The 18,423-nt window shown below is 69.5% G+C and carries 18 protein-coding genes; 2 read left to right on the top strand and 16 right to left on the bottom strand.

The window, feature by feature from the left end:
• Positions 1–3 precede the first annotated feature (3 nt).
• Positions 4–744 (bottom strand): hypothetical protein, encoded by a 741-nt coding sequence (locus ACIRD7_RS41375; RefSeq protein ID WP_336575215.1) that lies wholly within the window; start codon positions 742–744, stop codon positions 4–6.
• A 103-nt stretch (positions 745–847) separates the two neighbouring features.
• Between ACIRD7_RS41375 and ACIRD7_RS41370 the strand changes: the two genes are divergently transcribed.
• Both ACIRD7_RS41370 and ACIRD7_RS41365 read left to right on the top strand, forming a co-directional pair.
• Positions 848–1,087: a hypothetical protein gene (locus ACIRD7_RS41370; RefSeq protein ID WP_101967732.1), complete on the top strand. Its 240-nt coding sequence runs from the start codon at positions 848–850 to the stop codon at positions 1,085–1,087.
• Between the two features lie 261 nt (positions 1,088–1,348).
• Positions 1,349–3,181 carry a hypothetical protein gene (locus ACIRD7_RS41365; protein WP_363678017.1) on the top strand — a complete coding sequence of 611 codons (1,833 nt, stop codon included), beginning with the start codon at positions 1,349–1,351 and terminating at the stop codon, positions 3,179–3,181.
• An 87-nt stretch (positions 3,182–3,268) separates the two neighbouring features.
• On the opposite strand, the gene ACIRD7_RS41360 is transcribed toward ACIRD7_RS41365, so the two are convergent.
• The 15 genes from ACIRD7_RS41360 to ACIRD7_RS41290 form a co-directional block, all read right to left on the bottom strand.
• Positions 3,269–3,709, bottom strand: a complete 441-nt coding sequence (locus ACIRD7_RS41360; RefSeq protein WP_403461247.1) for a hypothetical protein — start codon at positions 3,707–3,709, stop codon at positions 3,269–3,271.
• Between the two features lie 22 nt (positions 3,710–3,731).
• A complete protein-coding gene (locus ACIRD7_RS41355; RefSeq protein WP_336575212.1) occupies positions 3,732–4,178 on the bottom strand; it encodes a TadE family protein in 447 nt (148 codons plus the stop codon).
• Positions 4,178–4,558 (bottom strand): TadE/TadG family type IV pilus assembly protein, encoded by a 381-nt coding sequence (locus ACIRD7_RS41350; protein WP_023190088.1) that lies wholly within the window; start codon positions 4,556–4,558, stop codon positions 4,178–4,180. Before ACIRD7_RS41350 ends, ACIRD7_RS41355 begins: the two co-directional genes overlap by 1 nt.
• Before the next feature lie 45 nt (positions 4,559–4,603).
• Positions 4,604–4,795: a hypothetical protein gene (locus tag ACIRD7_RS41345; RefSeq protein WP_023190090.1), complete on the bottom strand. Its 192-nt coding sequence runs from the start codon at positions 4,793–4,795 to the stop codon at positions 4,604–4,606.
• 91 nt (positions 4,796–4,886) lie between these two features.
• Positions 4,887–5,753 carry a hypothetical protein gene (locus ACIRD7_RS41340; RefSeq protein WP_336575210.1) on the bottom strand — a complete coding sequence of 289 codons (867 nt, stop codon included), beginning with the start codon at positions 5,751–5,753 and terminating at the stop codon, positions 4,887–4,889.
• Positions 5,753–6,610, bottom strand: a complete 858-nt coding sequence (locus ACIRD7_RS41335) for a type II secretion system F family protein (protein ID WP_336575237.1) — start codon at positions 6,608–6,610, stop codon at positions 5,753–5,755. The genes ACIRD7_RS41340 and ACIRD7_RS41335 overlap by 1 nt, the downstream gene beginning before the upstream one ends.
• A gap of 5 nt (positions 6,611–6,615) precedes the next feature.
• On the bottom strand, positions 6,616–8,250 hold the full coding sequence (locus ACIRD7_RS41330) for an ATPase, T2SS/T4P/T4SS family (protein WP_363678018.1): 1,635 nt from the start codon (positions 8,248–8,250) through the stop codon (positions 6,616–6,618).
• Positions 8,247–9,044: a hypothetical protein gene (locus tag ACIRD7_RS41325; protein WP_049161954.1), complete on the bottom strand. Its 798-nt coding sequence runs from the start codon at positions 9,042–9,044 to the stop codon at positions 8,247–8,249. The genes ACIRD7_RS41330 and ACIRD7_RS41325 overlap by 4 nt, the downstream gene beginning before the upstream one ends.
• A complete protein-coding gene (locus ACIRD7_RS41320) occupies positions 9,041–9,820 on the bottom strand; it encodes an SAF domain-containing protein (RefSeq protein ID WP_363678019.1) in 780 nt (259 codons plus the stop codon). The genes ACIRD7_RS41325 and ACIRD7_RS41320 overlap by 4 nt, the downstream gene beginning before the upstream one ends.
• 688 nt (positions 9,821–10,508) lie before the next feature.
• On the bottom strand, positions 10,509–11,240 hold the full coding sequence (locus ACIRD7_RS41315) for a hypothetical protein (RefSeq protein ID WP_366364044.1): 732 nt from the start codon (positions 11,238–11,240) through the stop codon (positions 10,509–10,511).
• Positions 11,241–11,255: 15 nt separating this feature from the next.
• Entirely contained in the window at positions 11,256–12,980 is a 1,725-nt protein-coding gene (locus tag ACIRD7_RS41310) for a peptidoglycan DD-metalloendopeptidase family protein (protein ID WP_363678021.1), read from the bottom strand.
• 3 nt (positions 12,981–12,983) lie between these two features.
• Positions 12,984–14,948, bottom strand: coding sequence for a hypothetical protein (locus ACIRD7_RS41305; RefSeq protein ID WP_363678022.1), 1,965 nt, complete (start codon positions 14,946–14,948; stop codon positions 12,984–12,986).
• A complete protein-coding gene (locus tag ACIRD7_RS41300) occupies positions 14,945–17,548 on the bottom strand; it encodes an ATP-binding protein (RefSeq protein WP_363678023.1) in 2,604 nt (867 codons plus the stop codon). The genes ACIRD7_RS41305 and ACIRD7_RS41300 overlap by 4 nt, the downstream gene beginning before the upstream one ends.
• Entirely contained in the window at positions 17,545–18,060 is a 516-nt protein-coding gene (locus ACIRD7_RS41295; protein WP_363678024.1) for a hypothetical protein, read from the bottom strand. Before ACIRD7_RS41295 ends, ACIRD7_RS41300 begins: the two co-directional genes overlap by 4 nt.
• Before the next feature lie 22 nt (positions 18,061–18,082).
• Complete coding sequence (locus tag ACIRD7_RS41290; RefSeq protein WP_363678025.1) at positions 18,083–18,388, bottom strand: hypothetical protein; 306 nt, start codon at positions 18,386–18,388, stop codon at positions 18,083–18,085.
• Between the last annotated feature and the right edge of the window lie 35 nt (positions 18,389–18,423).

Raw genomic sequence — 18,423 nt, 5'->3', positions numbered from 1 at the left:
CGTCTACTGTGCAATCTCTAGGGCTTGGCGTGTCTCCGGCCAAGCGGCTTCGATGCCGTCCATCAGCTCCGAGCCTCCCAGGTTCCTGAGCGCGGCATACCGGTCCTGCGGGTCCAGGCCGACTTCATCCCAGCGCAGCCAGCCAGTCACCGCGAGCGCGAGCCCGAGGTGCCATCCGGTCCAGGTGCAGAGCTGGGTGAGTTCGGGGATGGTCCAGGAGCCGCGGCGTTCTTTGGTGCGCAGGGTGTTGTAGGGGATGTGGAGGAGCTGGTGGGCGGCATGTTTGCGGCGTTGGCCGCGGTGGCCGGCGGGTTGGTGGTGGGGGCCGTTGAGGAGGGCGGTGGCCCAGGCGTGTGGGCGAGGGGTGAAGGTGGCGCCGGTCTGAGCGGGAACGGGGCGATGGAGGCGGCGCAGGAGTTCAGCGTGGAGTTCGGCGGGGTGGACTTGAGTGAGCCACTGGGTGGGGGTGGGCTCGTCTTCGGTGAGGGGGATGGGGGTGAAGGCGGTGAGGGCGGTGATGGGATCGGTGCCGAGGCCGCGGGCGTAGTCCCGGACTGCGTAAAGGGGGATGGTGCCGGTGCGCTTGGCCTTGATGAGGCGGTGGGGGCCGTAGCCGGAGGTGGCGGCCATGTCCTTGTAGTGGACGTGGGTGCCGGTCTCCGGGCCGTGCACGTGGGTCCACTGCGCACGAGCCCAGGTCTCGTAGGCGTCCCAGGGGATCTGATGCGAGGCGCTGACAGGCATTCGCGGATCACCCCCTGTGCTTTGCCGGCAGCCGGGGTGAGTCTATGGGACATGCGGCGTGGTGTTGGTGGTCACCCAATCTGCCTACATGTAGGCTGTCACCATGACTGTGGAGTATCGCCGCAAGCGCGGCACGGACACCGAGGCACTGCACATCCTTGTGCGCCCCGAGGTGAAGCGCCGCATCGAGCAGCTGTCTGAGGTGTCGCGTCTGCCTCAGTGGGCCATTGTCGAAGCCGCGATCATGTCGGGTGGCGAAGACCTCCACACTGTGCCCGAGGAGTGGGGACTGACTGGCCCTGACGGTGAGCCGCTCCTGCCGAGCCTTCAGAAGACCGCATAACGACCGAAGCGGTAGCCCCTGGCCGGGGGCTACCGCTTCGGATGAATCAAACCTGGATCCCGCCGACAGTTTGGCGACAGAAGCGGGATCCCAACCCAGAGACGAGACAGTGCATGTTCCAGTTCCAGGTCACCCCAACAAGGGGGCGTCGTGTCTAGGGTACCAACCTTTGCCCCGGGTGGTACATACAGCCCGCCCCCTTTTGCGTCCTCGTGGGCGCTGACTGGGATGCTCAGCCCGCGCCCGACGGCGCGTGTGGCTGTGCACGACATCGACGGCCAGCTGCTGAACGAGTACGCCGGATCTCGGCGGTTGAGCCTGGACGCTCCCGCCACCCCGTGGGCGATGTATCTGGCCGGCCCCGACCGCCGGTACCGATTCCTGGCCTTCGACTTGGACGCCAAGGGCGGGCGCACCGCCGCGGACGCCGACCATGACGCCCGAGCGCTGGCAGTCACCCTGAACGAGGCCGGTTTGCCTCCGGTGATCTGCGAGTCCGGTCCCTCTGGCGGCCGACACATCTGGGTCGGTCTGGCCGACTCCGTGGACCCCGAGACCGTGGCCACCCTGGCCCGCCTGCTCAAGCACAGCCACCCCACCCTCGACATCGCGCCCCTGACCAACGCAGCCACAGGCTGCATGCGCCCTCCTGGCGCCCCGCACCGCCATGGCGGTGTTTCCACGGTGCTCTCCGGGTTGCTCGACACCCTCACCCATCCCACCGCGAGCGCGGTGCAGGTGCGGGCGCTGGTGGAGCGATTGGCCGGTGAACTCACGCGCCAGGATGCCGCACAGGCTCCAGCTGGCCCGTTGCCGGTAGACGAGCAGGGCCGGTTGTTCTTGCCCGGGCCGCGGCGGACGTTGCCGGCTGGGTCAGCTCAGGCCTTGCAGGAGGACTGCGCCGCGGGGGATGCCTCCTCGGTCTTGTGGCGGGTGCTGATCGGTGCCGCTTCGGCTCACTGGCGGTTCGCCGAGATCGCGGCTCTGGTGGCCACGGCGCCGGGGTTGGAGCATGCGCGCACGCGCCGCGAGCGCGATGGGAAGCGCTATGCCCGGGGAGCGGTGGAGGCGACGGCGCTGCTGCGTCGGCAGTGGGACAAGGCCGCACGCTGGGCTGCTGCGCATGATCGGCAGATCGGCGACGACCCGACGTTCGATCTGCGAGCGGATCGCTTGGCTGCGCTGGTGCGTCAGGTCCAGGAGCGTGCAGATGCCTCTATGGGGCGTTGGACACGCGGGAGCGGGCCCACGGACCGGCGAGTGCTGGATCTGGTGTGCCTGCTGGTGCTGGAAGGCATGAGCGTGGACGTGGAGGCCGACGTGCGCCGTCTGGGCCTGCGTTCAGGGATCAGCAAGGACACCTCATCGAAGGCCCTCTGGAGGCTTGCCGCTGACGGCTGGGTGGTACGCACCCGGGCCAGCGAGGGATGCCGAGCAGCCCACTGGTCGATCGACCCCCAGGGCGTTCTCCACAGGGAGTTCGAGAAGTCTCTGACACAAGCGGACCCGCGCCCCCCCGGGGCCGGGGCCGCAGAGAGACTCGCCCTGATCTCCCTGCTCACCGCTCGCCTCGAGGCTGCCTGCCATGACGCCTTCACCCCGGGGCCCGGGATGGGCGCCCTGGCAGGGAACACCTATGCCCGTCTGACGGATGCTCCGAAGAGCACCTCTGTGCTGGCTGCTGAGCTCGGGACGACTACTGGCTACGCGCGTGCGCTCCTGGATCGTCTCCACGGGTGGGGGCTGGCCGATCTGTCCGTTGGAGGCTGGAGCAGACCCGCCCAGGATCGCCGTGACGTGGTGGCACGGCAGCTCGGTGTCCGGGGTCGTCTGGCGGATCGGGCCCGGCTGTACCGGCTGGAGCGGGCTGTGTGGGCCTGGTGGCTGGCGGAGCGGGCATGGATGGATGCCCCTCGCCCGGCCGCAGGAGCCGCTGTCCGTGGCGCTCAGGGGCCGGGCCCGGTCCAGGGACTCAACACCCGAGGGCGTTACCCCCGCTACGCCGACTCGGGCCGCGCCGACCATCACCAGGCGCGCGTGTTGCTGGCCGCGGGGACCACCGCGCTCGGCACTCCCCTGCTCTCCGCGGCATGAGCGCGCCGTCACCTGGCGCGAGCGTGCGGGAGGGGGCGCCCAGCTTCCGCTGAACGCCCCCTCCCGTGGTCTCGAACTGCCGGCCGGTCAGCGGCGGATGTGCATGCGCAGCTCCGCGGTGCCTTCCCCGTGCCCCTGGAGCGGTCCCACGGGCAGGAACTTCGGCTGATAGTCCACCGTCGCGGACACCCGCACCTGCCGGGGATCGACTGAGACGGTTCCCTGGGCGCCAGAGCGGTTCAGGAACTCCTGGGCTGCCTGAGAGGCCTTGGCCGTGTTCAGCTTCGAGGCCTTGCCGGAGGAACCCAGCTCGCCGGCTGCGCCGGCGTTGGCGCCGGCGCGAGCAGCCTGCTGGGCGATCGTGACGGCCTGTTCAGAGGCTTGCACCTTCCCGGCCCAGTCGTGGGTGAGGCCGAACCCGGCCAGCAACACGATCGGCGCCAGCAGCACCAGTCCGATCGAGGACTCCCCGACCTCCCCGCGAAGCCGGCCCCACAGGGCGTCCCAGACACGCTTGAGTGCGTTCATCGTCATCTCCCCCATCCTGATCTCAGGCCCTCTCCCGGAACGTGTCCACTGGGGAGGTGGCCTCACGGTCGATCGTTACCGCCCCGGGCAGCCCGGGCACCAGCAAGTCCGCCAGAGGCACCTGGCACTGCACCCGCACCGAGGCCTCCCCATCCACCCCGGGCGCGTTCAACAGCGCGGCGGCGTCCACGCTCACGGTCGGGTCGCACTTCACGCCGCGCTGGCTCAGCGCGCGGGACACCGTGGACTGCGCCGCGGCGGTCCCCGTACCCGGATCCCTCGACAGCGTGACCTCACGCACCGCCGCACCCACTGCGGACTCCACCGCGGTCTGGGCCTCGGCCACCCGGCCAGCAGCGATGATCGCCAGCAGGATCATCCCGATCACAGGCATGACCATGATCAGCGACACCGGGGTCTCGCCGTGCTCGGCTCGCCACCGGCGAGCCCAGGGGTTGCGCGTCGGCATCACTGCACCACCCTCTCCGTCGGCCCGGACACGACCTTCTGCACGGCTGGCACCGACCAGTCCCCGATCAGGGTCTGCGAGGTGCCCTGCACGGTCACGGTCATCTGCGTCCCGCCGCCGGCGATCTGCACGGACGCCCCCTCCAGGGTCTGCCCATGCTGGGCGATCACCTGCTGGGCGGCGGCGTATCCGTCGGCGGCGCTACCCTCGGCCACCCGCGCGGCGTGGAAGCCGGCATCGGCCGCGGCCTGGGCCACCATCGTGGCCTGGTAGTACATGCCCACCTGCACTAGGAAGAGCATGACGGCCAGGAACAGGGGGAAGAGCCCGACGAACGACACCGCGGTGTCGCCACGCTCCTCACGCAGTCGCTTCCACATGCTGCTCTCCCCCCTGTCCCTGTTCCGGCGTTGCATGGGCCGGGTTCAGCCCAGCTGGCTGGTCTGGTTCTGCACGTAGGTGGTGATCGCGGCGACCACGATGCCGACGATGGCAATGCCAGCCAGGACGATCAGGATCCACTGCACGGCGTCGCCGCGCTCGTCTCCGGCCTTGCCCTCCAGCATCACCTTGACCATCTCGAACTGCATGCTCAGCTGATCCATCATCTGCTTCATCGGTTTCTCCATTCCCATCGGTGGCCACGGCGATCGGACGACCCCCGTGGTGTAACCCCTCCGCCCCGACTGAGCAGGAAGGGAGTCTGTGTCACCCCAAGAGCGTCAACATCATCGGGGTCAGGATGATCATCACGAACAGCACGGCCACGCCGGTGACGAGGTTCATCATCTTGTCCGAGGCCCGCGCCTCACGGGCGGCATCTTCATTGAGCATACGGATTCGCAAGCCCTTACCCAGCGCCCGCAATGGCTCGTAGACCGCCGCACCCTTGTCCCCGGACAGGGCCATGATCCGGGCTGCGTCCCCGAGCTCGGGCACCTTCAACTGGACCGAGAGCGCTTCCAATGCAGTCCACGGCTGGACCTTGTTGTAGCGGGCCCGCAGCAGCTCCTGACGGATCCGACGGAACGCCCACGCATCCGAGACCGACGCGGCGTTCTCCAGAGCGACCGCCGCCGGGGCGTCCCGCCGGCGCTCAGCCGCCAGCAGCTCCACAAACACCGCCACCGACCGGCCGAACTCCTCACGGGCAGCCTTGGCGCGGGTAGTCACGTCGGTGTCCGGCAGGAGCCACGCCACCACGCCCAGACCCAGCGCGAAGACCAGACCGATCCACAGCGGCAGGGAGAAGAACAGCTGCGCGACCACCGACATCGCCAGCAGGCTGACGACCATCAGCAGCGTCGCAAAGATCTTCTTCCACGTGTGCTCCACCCGGGTGATGCCCACGATGTCCAGGTCAGCCGACGACAGGCTCATGGTCGCCCGCTCCGGCAGCGTGCGCAGTGCCCACGCCGAGATCCGGTGCTGGAGAGACTGGCCGCGCGCCGCCACGGGATCCATGACCCCGGGCCGGCCAGCCTCAAGGACCCGTAGCTGGGGTCGGTCCGGCAGTGCCGGCAGCAGCAGCATCGCCACCGCGACCCCGAAGCACATTCCAGCAAGCACCAGCATCAGCCCTGCACCGCCTTCCCCAGCATGCGTGGCTGCGGCTTGGGCGCCACAGCCTGACGGATCATCCAGAGCATCCCCAGCGTCGCCGCCGCCAGGGCCGCGTACAGCAGCTGCCCCACCGGCTCCCGGTAGGTCGCCATCGGCCCGCCCAGCAGCGGGATGATGCACAGTAGGCCCAGGGTGGCGATCGAGACGATCCGGGACTGACGAGTGGGAGCAGCACGGTCGGAGGCGACCTTGCGGCGGATCTTGACCTCCTCGGACACCCCCTCGGAGAGGTCATCCAGCGAGCGGGCCAGACCGGCGCCGCGCTGCTTCACCGCGAGCTTGAGGTGCAGCACGATCATGTCCCCGGTCGGATCGGCCCACTCGTCCGCCAGAACATCCAGGGCGTGGGAAGTGGACCAGCCAGCCTGGATGCGGGCGGCCAGGTGCTCGATCTGCGGGCGGATCAGCGGCCCGGCGTTCGACAGAGACCCCAGCAGTGCCGTCTCCAGCGCCGCGCCGGTGACGATCAACCCTGACAGCGAGCGCGTCCAGGCCTCCATCTGCTGCAGCTGCTCAGTGTGCTTGGCATGGCCGTGGGCCGAGAGGACCAGACGGCCGACGATCACCGCAGCCGGCAGCAGCAGCAGGTACAGCAGGGCACCGGTGAACAGGCCGATGACCAGCCCCACCGCCGCGGCGGCGCCGATGATCATCCAAGTGGTCCGGTCCAGACGGGCGGCCAGGCGCTTGAGACGGACCTGCAGCGGGGAGTCCGGGCGGGCCTCCTGGACGGGGGCCGGCATGAACCACTGAACGACGGCCACGGCCAGGCCCCCGACGAGCAGGGCCGCGCCCAGGGCGGAGAGCATCGCGTTCACAGTCGGCCTCCCAGTCGGGTCATCTCGAAGCCGGCGGCCTCCAGGTCGGCGCGGAAGCGCTCGTCGCCGGGAGGGCCGACCGGGCGGGCGTACTCGTCCGTGAGGGAGTCCAGCCGGAACAGCGGCTTGGTGGAGACCTTGCGGTCCCCCTCGCCCGGGGTGACCTCGGAGATCCAGGTCAGCTTGCGCTTGGAGGTGCCGTCGGGCATGCGCAGCTTCTCCATCTGCACCACCACGTCCAGGTGGTGGCCCAGCTGGCGGGCCATGTAGGCCTCACCGAACCGGGCCATGCCCAGGCCGGCCAGACGGTCGATCGCATCGTCCGGGTCGAAGGCGTGCGTCGTGCAGAAAGTTCCGGCGCCGGTCTGCATGGCCTGGATCATCGCGGTGATCTCCGGGCCACGGACCTCACCGACAAGGATGCGCTGGGAGTTCAGGCGCAGAGCCTTCTCCATGGCCTTCTCCAGGGTGTACTCGCCCACCTGCGTGCCGTCGGCCGCGCGTTCGCCCGAGCCGGGCCGGTACTGCAACGCATAGGGCATCACGGCTCGACCCTCGAGCTCGTGCAGGTGCAGCTCGCGCTCCTTCTCAATCGTCACGATCTGCTCGTGCGGGTCGATCTTGCCCGCGAGCGCACGCATCAGCGTGGTCTTGCCGGCACCGCCGAAGCCGGCGATCACGATGGTCTTGCCGGCGCGCACGCAGGCGGTCAGGAACTCGGCGGCGTCCTTGGAGAGGTTGCCCATCTCGACCATCTCCTCCAGGGAGATGTTCACGTAGCGGTGGATGCGGAACACCGCGGAGGGGCGGGGCACGATCGGCGGGGCCAGGGCGGCCAGGCGGACGGAGCCGAGCAGGTCCATGTCCAGGTCGGGGTGGGCGGAAGTGAAGGGGCGGGCTTCCTCTCCGGCACGGGAGGCCAGGAACTGCAGGTCGGCCATCAGCTGCTCGTCGGAGTCGGCCACCGGCGGGCGCTGCTCCCAGCGGCCGCCGGCGCGCTCCACCCACACGTCGTCGCATCCGTTGACATGGATGTTCTCCACGTCGGGCTCGTCCACCAGGGCCTGGAAGCGGCCGAGGCGGAACATCTGGTCGAACACGGCCTTCTGTGCGTTGGCCTGCTGCTCCGGGCTCCATCGGCCGTCGCGGCCCAGGGTGGCCATCTGCTCGCGCATGTACTCCTCGAGCACCTCGGAGATCGCGGCGCGACCCACGGCCTCGCGCTCCTCCTCGGAGATGCCCGGGCGCTGACCCAGCTCGTTGGCCTGGCGGTCGGCGGCGCGCGAGCGCAGCGACTCGATGATCTTCCACCAGCTGGCCTGGTCGGTGTGGGCCTGGGCGGTCTCGGCAGGGGTGCGGCGGGCCGCGCGCAGCACTGGGTCCACAGGCTCGACGGGTACTGCTGGTACCTCCGGTACCTCAGGTACCGACAGTACCTGTGGTACTGCGGGGGTGGTGTCCTCGGTGGGCGCGGCGCTGGCGGTCTTGGCGCCGAGCGGGCGGGTGAGGTGGGAGCTGGCGCTGCGCGGAATGCGGGTGTCCGCGGTGCGGGGCTTGCGCGTAACCGGCTGCAGGAACGGGGCGTCCTCGAGGTCGATCTGCGTCGGCGTCTCGTCGTTGCGCTTGCTCATGCGACCGGTCCTTCCATCAGCGCGCGGCGGTTGTTGATGCTCTGCACCAGCGTGGCCGTGGCGGCGCGGGCCGCGGCCTCCAGGGGGCGGCGGGTGCGGGTGGTGACCCGGGCCCCGCCGGAGAGGGCGGCCGCGGCCTGGGCGGCGTGGGGGATACGCCCGGCCACGGGCACCCCCAGGTACTTGGAGATCTGGGAGGAGGAGATCTTCTGGGCGAGGTCCTCGACCACGATCACCGAGATCGTCTCGGAGGCGCCGCGGGAGGCGCGGTCGGCCTCGATCTCCGGCAGGTATGCGCCCAGGGCCGCCACAGAGGCCAGGTCCGAGCGGACCACCAGCGCCAGGTGGTCAGTGTCCAGGATCAGGTCGTGCCGGCCGTGCCGTTCCTCGATGCGTCCCAGATCTACGATCGCGTCCATGGGGTGGGCGTCCAGGCCGCGCAGCACGCGCAGCAGATCGGTCCAGAATGAGCGCATCTGGCGGGCGGCGGCGGGCTCGGAGAGCGCCGGCAGCAGCCACCGTCCCAGCGCCTCGTCGGACTGCTGCGGCAGGGGCACGGAGAAGTCCCAGATGTCCTGCTCGGTGACCGCCTCGATCCCGGCGGTCTGGGCCACGCCCATCAGTCCGGCGTCGGCCGGCAGTGCACCCTGGAGCAGGCCAGCGACCACGGCCGAGGGCTTGGACACGTCGGCCTCGACCAGCATGACCGGGCGGGCCCAGGCCATGGTCAAGGCCAGGGCGGTGGTCGTGACCCCGGGGCTGGTGCCGGCGGAGGCGACGGCGAGCGTGCTCACTGGTCCCCCTCCCTCTTCGCGTCCTCGGAGGCGCTGGGCGAGGCCGACGCCGGCGCGGAGGAGGACTCGGCCGGGGCCGGCTCAGCCTGCTGCTGCGGGGCCGGGGCGGCGGAGGCGCCCAGGATGACCGAGGCGGCATCCTTGGCTCCCCAGGCGGCCACAGCGGCCGCGTCGGCCTCGGAGATGTTCAGGTCCACGATGCGTGCGCCCGAGGCGTCATCGTGTCCGGTGCCCTCCACCACGGCGGGGATCGGGGCCTGGGACAGCGCGGCGCCGGCGGCCTCCGCGTTGGGGGTGTAGACCACCTGCACCTGATCGCCGGCCTTGAGCTCACGGCCGGGAAGCCGACCCGAGGACAGCGCCAGACCCACCACGGTGCGTCCGGTCTCCACGCCGAGAGAGTCGGCAGTGTTCTGCCCGGTCACCGTGGTGCCCGGTGCCAGGTCGGCGGTGGCGACCTTGCCGATCACCTGCCGGCTGTTCTGCGCCGGGATCAGGTTGGCCGGCTCACCCACGACCTCGACGGTGGAGAGCATGCTTTGCTCGATCACCGTGCCGCGGTCCACCTGCTTGTTCACCGTCAGGTATGCGGTGGCAGCGGAGGACTGCTGGAACATCCACATCAGCAGGCCACCGATCACAGCCAGGGCCACGGCCAGCGCCAGCGCGCCGGTGCGCCGTTTCGGAGCGGCCACGGGCATGCGTCCAGGCCCAGCGGCGGTCTGCTCGGCCGGCGCCGCTTCGGGGGCCTGCTTCCCTCGCGTGATCAGTGCCACAGGTCGTCTCCTTGATCGGTCTTCTACCCAGGTAGGCCGAATCGACCCCCCCGACGTTTCACGGGCAGGGCCCACGATCACCACCGTTTCCCCACCCCCGTCATCGTATCTAGCAAGCATCCCGCTACCTGCACTGCAAGCAGCGTGCGTTAGTGTGAACGCGCCGGGCTGCGGCAGGCGCGTGCGGCACCCGGGACCACGAGGAGAGCATGATGAGCCACCCCGAACAGGTTGATTCCATCCCCGCTGCGAAGCGAGCCGGGAAGTGGAACGTGAGTGTGTACGTGCCTGCGGCAGTCAAGGTCTGTCTCCAGGCGGAGAAAGAGCGCACCGGGTTGCCGTACACGGCGATCCTGGCTGCGACGTTCGACCGCGTGGACCCAATGGAGCTGCACTCGTGGTTGCACCAAGACCAACCCGCCACGAGCGGACCTCGAACGGGGATGCCTCCGAGTGAGACCTGGGGCCGTCGCGGCGGCGGGGATCAGCTGCAGCTGCGCATGACCACCGAACAGCGCGAGTGGCTCGACGGGCAGGTCGCCTACTTCCATGCGCCCAGCCGCAGTGCCCTGGTCGCCGCCGTTCTACGTCTGGGTCTGCCCAAGGGCTGATCGACACCTCCGCATAACTGCCGAACGGGCCTGCACCACGATGGTGCAGGCCCGTTCCACTTCCCAGCCTCAAGCGGTTAGAGACCCCCAGCGGTGACCATGCTGAACCGATCGACCACCTTCGCCGGCGACCGGCGCAAGTCCACCACCACGGTCTCGGTCTGCTCCAGCGGCAGCGATGCCACCCATGGGTCACTCGAGTCCGTCTCAACGGTGTAGTCCACTGCTACCTCCACCCCCCGCGGACCCACGTTCTGTACCTGCACGCTGCCCACGCGCACCTTCGTGGTCGCCTCTGCCTCCACGAAGGCCGCCCACGACTGCGACTCCCAGCGCTGATCGGTGTTGAGGTCTTCGACCACCGCAGCATCCGCAGACGCTGCCAGCTGCTGCGCCCACTGGTCCCGGGAGCTCTTCCACGACCGGGCATAGGCGTCAGAGATGAACGCGCTAGCGGTCTCCTCCGCCTGTTCTCTCTCCTGCGCGGAGAGCCCGGCCGCGGCCTCCTGAACTGCCTGCTGCTCGATTCGGGACTGCTCGGCCCGCGCCGAGCTGGTCGAGGTGGCCGAGCTGACAGATGCTGACCCCGCGGCCGCCGGGCTGCCGTCCGTCCGAGGGGTGTTCTGCGTGGAAGCCGCCGGAGCCGAGCTTGGAGAGCTGATGGCAGGCACGGACGCCGGGGCAGAGGCCGGCGGCGCAGTTCTCGTCTCAGGTTCTTGCCCTGTGGAGCCGAACAGCAGCGCCGCGGCCACTGCTGCGGCCAGCACCGCCCCCAGCGCGTAGGGCCACCACGACTTCTGCTTTCCCATGTGCTGTTCCATGGATCACTGCCCTCCCAGGATGTCGAAGTACACGGGGTCGGATCCGGTCTGCGTGACCGGGTGCTCGCGGGTGCCGGTGGACTCGTTGACAGCAGAGACCATCCGGCCCTGCCCGACGTAGACGCCCACGTGCTCCCAGCGGTTGCGGTCTGGGTTCCAGTCCTGGGCGACCAGATCACCGGGTTGTGGGGACTCGGTCCGTGTGCCGACTGTCCAGGGTGCAGTCCGGGGCACCTGGACTCCCTGGTCCTGGTACACCCAGGCCACCAGGCCGGAGGCGTCCCAGGACTTGAACTCCGCCGAGCCCCACTTGTACTCGCCGCCGACGCCGCTGCGGGCGGCCGTCACGATGGACTCCCGGGTAGTGCCCTCGGGAACGATCACCGTGTCGCTGCCCTCCCCCGAGATTTTCTTCTGGTCATTCGGGGCCTCGGGGTCGGTCTCTTCGCCTTCTTTGACCGGCCCGGAGTGGCACTGGGCTACGTCGGCGCCGGCGATGTTCTCCAGCAAGAACCTCGCCGTGTTCTCCCACTTGTGGTACTCGTCCGGGAAGGATGAGATCTGCACGGTCTGAGCTGCTACGCCGGGGGACATGCTTTCCCAACCAGGAAGATCCAGCAGCCCCAGGGCGGGAGTGGCGCCGGGGTTGTCGTGCCCCTCGAAGAAGGTTCGGGTGGAGAGCTCCGGGTTCATCAGGTCCTGGACGGTGCCCCATCCCATGGTGTGCTGCTGCTGGAACAGGCCCACCGAAGCCTTGTTCACACCGAGCCGGTCGTGCGGGTAGTTCAGGGACTCAGGCACGGCAGGAGAGGCCAGATTCAGCAGACTCGACTCCTGGAAGGCCGTCATCAACGCGATGACGATCGCCTGGTCGGACAGCTGCATCTCGCGCCCCACACCGATGATCACCGAGGCGTTGCGCTGCTGCTCGGGCAGCAACGGCAGGGTCTGCCCGCTGGGCATGGGTACGCGCAAGGTGCCCCCGCCAGGCATGAGAGGGGCGTCTGCAGAGACGGACTTCTCGGAGGCAGGGGGGGAGCTGGCGCCAACCTTCTTGGCCGACTCCACCGGCGTCGGTCCCCCCTGGCCCAGGGTGACTCCCTGCGCGGCCAGGTAGGCGACCGGGTCGATCGGCTTCTCCTCCGGGCCCTGCTTCACCGCCAGATGCAGGTGGACGCCCTTGGCGGCGCCGGTCTCCCCGGCTCCGGCCAGCTGGTCTCCGGCCTCCACTCGCTGGCCCTGCTTGACGACGGTGGTGCCGTCGGCGGCATGGAGGTAGACCCACATGTTGCCGTCATCGCCACGGATGCGGATGGCGTTGCCTCCGTCACTGCCACCGATCTCCGCGCCTTCGACCACACCGCTGGCCGCGGCGTAGAACGGGGTGCCGGTGCTCACCCGGCCGATGTCGGCGCCGTAGTGGAAGGTCAGTTGCTCTTCCGAGGTGAACCCCGGCGGCAGCACGCCGGGGCCGAACGGGTTGGGACGTGGGCCGAAGGGGCTGGTGACCGGGCCCACCATGGGGTTGGCGAACTTCCCGTCGGCGCTGATCATCGGCGCCGCGCACATGGAGCCGGAGTTCATGGCGTCCTGGCGGCGCTTCTGCTCCGCCGCACTGGAGAACAGCGTCATGCCCGCCATCATCACGAACAACCCCACTAGCAGGGCCACCACGATCAAGACCGCGAGCGCGGCCAGAAGGATCCGCGTCGTCTTCTTCTTGGGCATGGTTCAGCTCTTTCGCGCCTGGTCCAGCTTGGCGGTGAGTTCCTTGAGCCGGGGGGACGGGGGCAGGGCGTGTCGGCGGGGCGGACGCTGCCGCTGCGTGTCGTCGATGATTTCGCCCTGAACGATGTCGCGTGCGGGGATCACGTGGCCGCGGCCGTGGGAGTCCACTGCAATCCGGCGATTGCGGTGGTGCTGGTCGGCACGCTCGGCCAGGTAGTCGGCGCCGAACATGGCGACGGCGCCAGCGGGGCCGCCGAAGGTGCCGGCGGCCAGGCCGGCCAGGCGCATGGCGCGGCCCTTTGCGGAGGCGTCCTTGCCCATCGGACCTATGCGCCGTCGGATGACGGCCTTGCCGGCGGTCATGGCGGGGTTGCTCTTCTTGGGGGCTGTGGGGTTGCCGGTGGCGCCGCCGGCAGTGCGGCGGCGAGAGGTGGGCCGTGGGGGGCGGGAGTTGGGGACGTTGCGGGTGAACGAGGGTCCAGGGGTGGCGGGGGTGTTGGAGGTGGGGCCGTTGCCGGCGGGGGTCGGGCCGGGCCAGCTGGGAGGCGTGGAGCTCGGGGCGGGGCCGGGGTTCGTCCCTGCGGGCTTCGGGTTCAACCGGCGGGCCGTCAGCCGCCGGTTCAGCTCGTCTCGGCTGAGCTGGGCTGCGGCCTGGGGGAAGCGGGCGAGCTTGGAGGGCTTGGTGGGGGTGGTCTTGGACAGGCCCAGCCGGGCGGCCCAGTCGGCCAGGGACTTGCCCTTCTTGTGGAGGTCGTTGCGGATCTTGAAGACGAGGGCGATCACGGCGACGGTGATCAGGAACAGGATCATCATCTGCAGGACGACGCCCAGGCCGGTGGTGGCTTCCAGCACTGAGACCAGCAGGTTGACCGCGGCTGCGGTGAGCACGGTGGTGGTGATGATGGCGGCCATGCAGGCAAGGACGCCGAAGAACGCGCGGAGGAACGAGGTGCGGGAGCTGCCCGGGAGGATGGCGATCAGCACCGAGATCATCTGCCAGGTGCCGTAGAACATGGCCAGCAGCACGCTGATGATGAAGATCAGCGCCAGGGCGAAACCGAGTACCAGCAGCACCAGGACGCCGCCGCCGATGAACAGCATCTGGGCGGGTTTGAAGAAGTCCGCCGCGGAGACGTAGGCCTTGGCTGCTTCGTCGCAGTCGCTCACTGTGTCGCGCACGTCCGTGGAGGTGGTGTCCAGGGGGTCGGCGGCGATGGTGGCGTCGGTGAAGGCCTGCCCGCACTCGCCGTCCAGGATGTGCCCGAAGGCGGAGGTCTGGGCCGGGTTGCGGAGCAGCAGGGTGCCGAGGTCGGTCATCACCGTCTCGTTGAGGGCGGCGGAGGCATCCTCGGGGCTGGTGACCTGGCTGCTGTCGCCTCCGACGATCTCGACGGCCATCTGGGCGCCGAAGATTTGGGACTTCTCGAGCATGCCGCCGGGTCCGGTGATCCACGTGACGGGGTTCATCAGGGCTCCGGTGGCCAGCACCACCATGGTCACGCTCAGGACGAGCTCGCCCCAGCCTTGGTTGCGGCGGCCGGCGATGAACAGCAGGCCGATGGTGGCTCCAGCGACGGTGGCGGCGAAGGGCACCCAGTTCAGGCCTGAGAGCAGGGCCTGGATCTGCTCGGCCATGGGCTTGATGGGGGTGATGATCATCGAGACCCACTCGAAGCTGAGCAGGAACTGCAGCAGCCACAGCAGGGTGGTGACGAGGCTGTAGTGCAGACCCCAGATGAAGCTCATGATGCCGGCCAGCAGCATGAGGTCGGAGTGCAGGAGATCCCCGCGGTCCAGGGGCAGGGTCTGGTAGTGGTCCAAGGGGACGCCGTAGGCGTCGGTGGTCTGGGACAGCCACTCTTGCAGGCCCACGGTCTCCGCGGAGGCGCCGGGGGCGATGATCGCGCTGAGTGCCATCACGGCCATCAGCGCGGTGGCGAGCGGGCGGACGCGCTGGGTGGTGGTCACGGGGTCACCGCCATCGTCTGAGGGGCACTGGTCAGCGTGTGCGCGGCGTGGCTGGCCGTGGTGGAGCTCTTGCGCTTGGGCGGGGTGGTCAGGACGGCCTTGCGGCGCACTTCGGAGCGGGGCAGGCGGGCTTGGATCTTGCCGACGCGGCCGCGGGCGTCGCGCATCAGGGCCTCTCCTCGGCGTTCCATGGGCACACCGTCCACGCCCATCGGAGACATGTCCTCCATGACCATCTCCACCCACTCGTCCTGGTCCATGGAGTCCAGCCACTTGAGGTTGCGGCGGGCCATGCCCTCGTCGCGGGATCGGAAGACGAATCGGATGGGGATCAGCGCCTGCAGCTCCTGGGGGCCGAAGTCCGAGGAGGCGTCATGGGATCCCAGGCCAACGGCGTGCTTGTGCTTGCGGCCGTACCGGACGATGTCCTTGATCTCCTTGACCGTCTCGGGAGAGCCGGTGGCGTGGTGGGCCTCGTCCACGATGAACAGTGACTCCTGGGAGTCGTCGGCGAAGCCCACGGCCTTGCAGATCGCCACGATCAGGGCGTAGATGCCGCGGCCCATGATCTTCTCCACGGGCATCTCGGCCTTGAGGGAGGCGGAGTTGAGCTCGTCGGCGCTGGGCAGGTCCACGCCGTGCGTGCAGAACACCAGGCAGCGGGAGTGGATCTGCAGCGGCGGCAGGGACTCGTCGAACATGACCCGGCCCAGGTCGGTGGCCGCCATGTTGGACATCAGGAAGCCGATGTCGCGGGCGACCTGGGCGTTGTCCCGGGCCAGGCCGGCGTCGCCAGCCTCGAGGTGCCGGCGCAGCGCGTTCAGGGAGTCGATCCCGTGCTCTGCCCGGTAGTCCTCCCTCAGCATGCGGCCCATCAGGGCGCCGCGGTCGGACTGGGGGTGCACGCCGAGCATGACCGCGCACAGGGACTGGGTGATGCGGAAGGCCTCACGGTCCTCGAAGATGCGCATCGGGTCCAGGGACCACATGGGGTCGGAGATGTCCACCACGGTGGGCGTGGCCCCGGCAGCGGAGGTCAGGAGCTTGCCCAGGGCGGCCCACTCGAGGTTGTCGGAGCGATCCACGGCCATGATCTGGCCGCCCCGGTCGTAGACGTTGCCGGCGATGATCTTGAGGAAGGTGGACTTGCCCGACCCGTTCTCCCCGGTGACTCCGAACGAGCCGGAGCCGTCCTGCTCCATGAGGCCGCCGATGTCCATGTAGACCGGCGAGCGGCGGCTGGAGGAAATGTTGGTGGCGATCTGGAACCCGGTCTCGGTGCCCAGGTCGTCGGAGACCAACGGCACGCCCATGGCGAAGTACCGGCCGGTCGTGACCTGCTGGAACCTCTGCACCTCTCGGGTCAACGCGGTGCCGGGGATCATGGCCCCCCACAGATCTTCCTGATGCCCCAGAGGTGCGGTCAGCTTGAACTCCCGATCGGCGTAGTGCCGGGCGATGTAGCGGGCGTCGGCCTCGGCGTCGTCGGGGGTGGGCCCGCCCACGGCGACGATGATGGTGGCCTGCACCTCGACCTCCCGCTCGGAAGCGTTGAGCGCGGCGTGGTACTCGCCCAGGTCCGCGGCGAGCCGGTCCAGCTTGGTGGAGGCGCCGGTGATCGTGGTGCCGTCGCCCTGCTGCTTGACCTCTTCCTGCAGGTGGGTCTCGGCGCGGCGGTTGCGCCGGCCGACCTTGGAGGCCGGGGAGATGGTCATGCGGATCGCCCAGTCAGCGTCCACGGGCAGGCGGTCCAGGTAGGAGATGTACTCCCCGCCGGGGAAGGCGAAGCCGCCCACGGGGGTGCCGGTGAGCGCCATGAGCACCTGATAGGAGGCCTGACCGTCGGTGGTCTCGGAAGCGACCTTGATGAAGCGGTCACGGAACGGGTTGGCCTTGGAGGTGCGGTCCTTGGGGTCGCGGTCGGAGCGGCCGCCCTCGTCCAGCCACGGCGCCGGCACGTAGGAGCTGGTTCGGGTCACCCCAGGCTCGGCCGACTTCTCCGCCGGCACACCCTGGTCGATGCCCAGCCCACGGCTGTGGCAGTGCGCGGTGATCCAGGCGTACTCGGCGGCTGTGGCCCGGCGAGGGGTGAACACCGCGGGGATGGCCTCCTGCACGGCGTCGGCCGACTGTTGCCAGGCGCGAATCTCCTCCACGGAGGGAACGCGGGTGGGCAGGGCCAGCCGCTCACGCAGCACGGCGTCCACGGAGGCCAGGCGCGTCTTGGCACGGTCGGCGCTGGTGGCGTTGCGCAGCGGGACAGCCAGCCACAAGGCCCGCTCGCCCACCGGCATCTCCTCGAGCTCGGCCAGGGTCAGCTCGACCTCCTCCAGGTAGGTCTGGCAGGCGTTGAGGTCCAGGCCCTCGAGCATGCGCTCGACCACGGCTGCAGGGTCCAGGTCGGCACAGAACCCCAACAGCATCGACTCGCCGGGCAACACCTGGAACAGGTGCTGGTGAGAGAGCAGCACGCGCTGCTTCTCCTCCTCGTTGCCGAAGCCGTAGGGGATCGGGTGCAGCCTCCACATCGCCCACACGGTGCCCTGCCGGGTCCACAGCAGGTTGGAGTGCAGGTGCTGGATCGGATTGCGGAAGCTCATCGCGGTGTCTCCTCGGAGGTGTGCGCCAGCAGGCGATCGACGGACGAGGTGCCCAGGTGGCGGCGCGGCTGCGGGTCGTCCAGCTCGTGCTCTGCAGGGATCTCCTCTACCGCCCCGGTGTCGGCCAGGGTCGGGACGACTAGCCCCGCAGGCACCTTGGGCGGGCGGCTGGTCTTGAGGGGCTTGCCCTCGTAGGTGCCCCCGGAGGGGGCGTCCAGGATCTTGGTGGCCCCGATGCCCAGGGTCCACAGCTCGGTCAGGTCATCGGGCATGAACCGCAGCAGCCACACGGTGAGGGCGGTCAGTCCCGCCCCGATGGCCAGATCCGCGAGCACGAGGCCGGTCCCCCAGAGCGAGTTCGTCAGCCACAGCAGCAGCCCCACCCCGATGCCGCCGAAGGCCTGCACCGAGGTGTAGGGCCCTCCGGGCAGCCGTTCGCCGGTGGCGGGGTTGGTCCCGAAGGTCATCGGGATGTGCCGCGTGGAGGTGAAGAACCTGCCGTACTCGCTCATGGGGGCCGGACTCCGTGCGGGTTCAGCCGGCCAGGGCCGGGATGATCACGGCTGTGCCGATCGTGGACTGGGCCTGATCGGCCATCCACGGCACACCAGCGACGGCGCCCCAGATCAGCAGGCCGCCCACGAGCACGCCGATGACGATGGAGTTGATGCGCCAGGATCCCTTCGCGGCGATGACCAGGGCGGCGATGATGCCCAGCAGGGCGACGACGACCTGCACGGTGGTGGTGGCCTGGCCGACCAGGCGGTTGATCTCGGTGAAGATGTTGCCGACCACGATGGAGTCGTGGAGGCCGGAGGTGATGTTCGAGGTGAAGTTCATGGGTCTTCCTTCTGGTTCAGATGCGGGTGGGGTCG

Source organism: Streptomyces sp. NPDC093568, from assembly GCF_044764945.1.
Taxonomy (GTDB): domain Bacteria; phylum Actinomycetota; class Actinomycetes; order Streptomycetales; family Streptomycetaceae; genus Streptomyces.
This window is presented reverse-complemented; position numbering and strand designations above follow the sequence as displayed.

Excerpts from the sequence above, each read along its gene's own strand:
- ACIRD7_RS41315 (WP_366364044.1), bottom strand. The coding sequence starts at position 11,240 with ATGGGAAAGCAGAAGTCGTGGTGGCCCTACGCGCTGGGGGCGGTGCTG.
- ACIRD7_RS41340 (WP_336575210.1), bottom strand. The coding sequence starts at position 5,753 with ATGCTGGTGCTTGCTGGAATGTGCTTCGGGGTCGCGGTGGCGATGCTG.
- ACIRD7_RS41370 (WP_101967732.1), top strand. The coding sequence starts at position 848 with ATGACTGTGGAGTATCGCCGCAAGCGCGGCACGGACACCGAGGCACTG.
- ACIRD7_RS41375 (WP_336575215.1), bottom strand. The coding sequence starts at position 744 with ATGCCTGTCAGCGCCTCGCATCAGATCCCCTGGGACGCCTACGAGACC.
- ACIRD7_RS41350 (WP_023190088.1), bottom strand. The coding sequence starts at position 4,558 with ATGTGGAAGCGACTGCGTGAGGAGCGTGGCGACACCGCGGTGTCGTTC.
- ACIRD7_RS41290 (WP_363678025.1), bottom strand. The coding sequence starts at position 18,388 with ATGAACTTCACCTCGAACATCACCTCCGGCCTCCACGACTCCATCGTG.
- ACIRD7_RS41345 (WP_023190090.1), bottom strand. The coding sequence starts at position 4,795 with ATGAAGCAGATGATGGATCAGCTGAGCATGCAGTTCGAGATGGTCAAG.
- ACIRD7_RS41360 (WP_403461247.1), bottom strand. The coding sequence starts at position 3,709 with ATGAACGCACTCAAGCGTGTCTGGGACGCCCTGTGGGGCCGGCTTCGC.
- ACIRD7_RS41295 (WP_363678024.1), bottom strand. The coding sequence starts at position 18,060 with ATGAGCGAGTACGGCAGGTTCTTCACCTCCACGCGGCACATCCCGATG.
- ACIRD7_RS41335 (WP_336575237.1), bottom strand. The coding sequence starts at position 6,610 with ATGCTCTCCGCCCTGGGCGCGGCCCTGCTCGTCGGGGGCCTGGCCGTG.
- ACIRD7_RS41330 (WP_363678018.1), bottom strand. The coding sequence starts at position 8,250 with ATGAGCAAGCGCAACGACGAGACGCCGACGCAGATCGACCTCGAGGAC.
- ACIRD7_RS41310 (WP_363678021.1), bottom strand. The coding sequence starts at position 12,980 with ATGCCCAAGAAGAAGACGACGCGGATCCTTCTGGCCGCGCTCGCGGTC.
- ACIRD7_RS41300 (WP_363678023.1), bottom strand. The coding sequence starts at position 17,548 with ATGAGCTTCCGCAATCCGATCCAGCACCTGCACTCCAACCTGCTGTGG.
- ACIRD7_RS41355 (WP_336575212.1), bottom strand. The coding sequence starts at position 4,178 with ATGCCGACGCGCAACCCCTGGGCTCGCCGGTGGCGAGCCGAGCACGGC.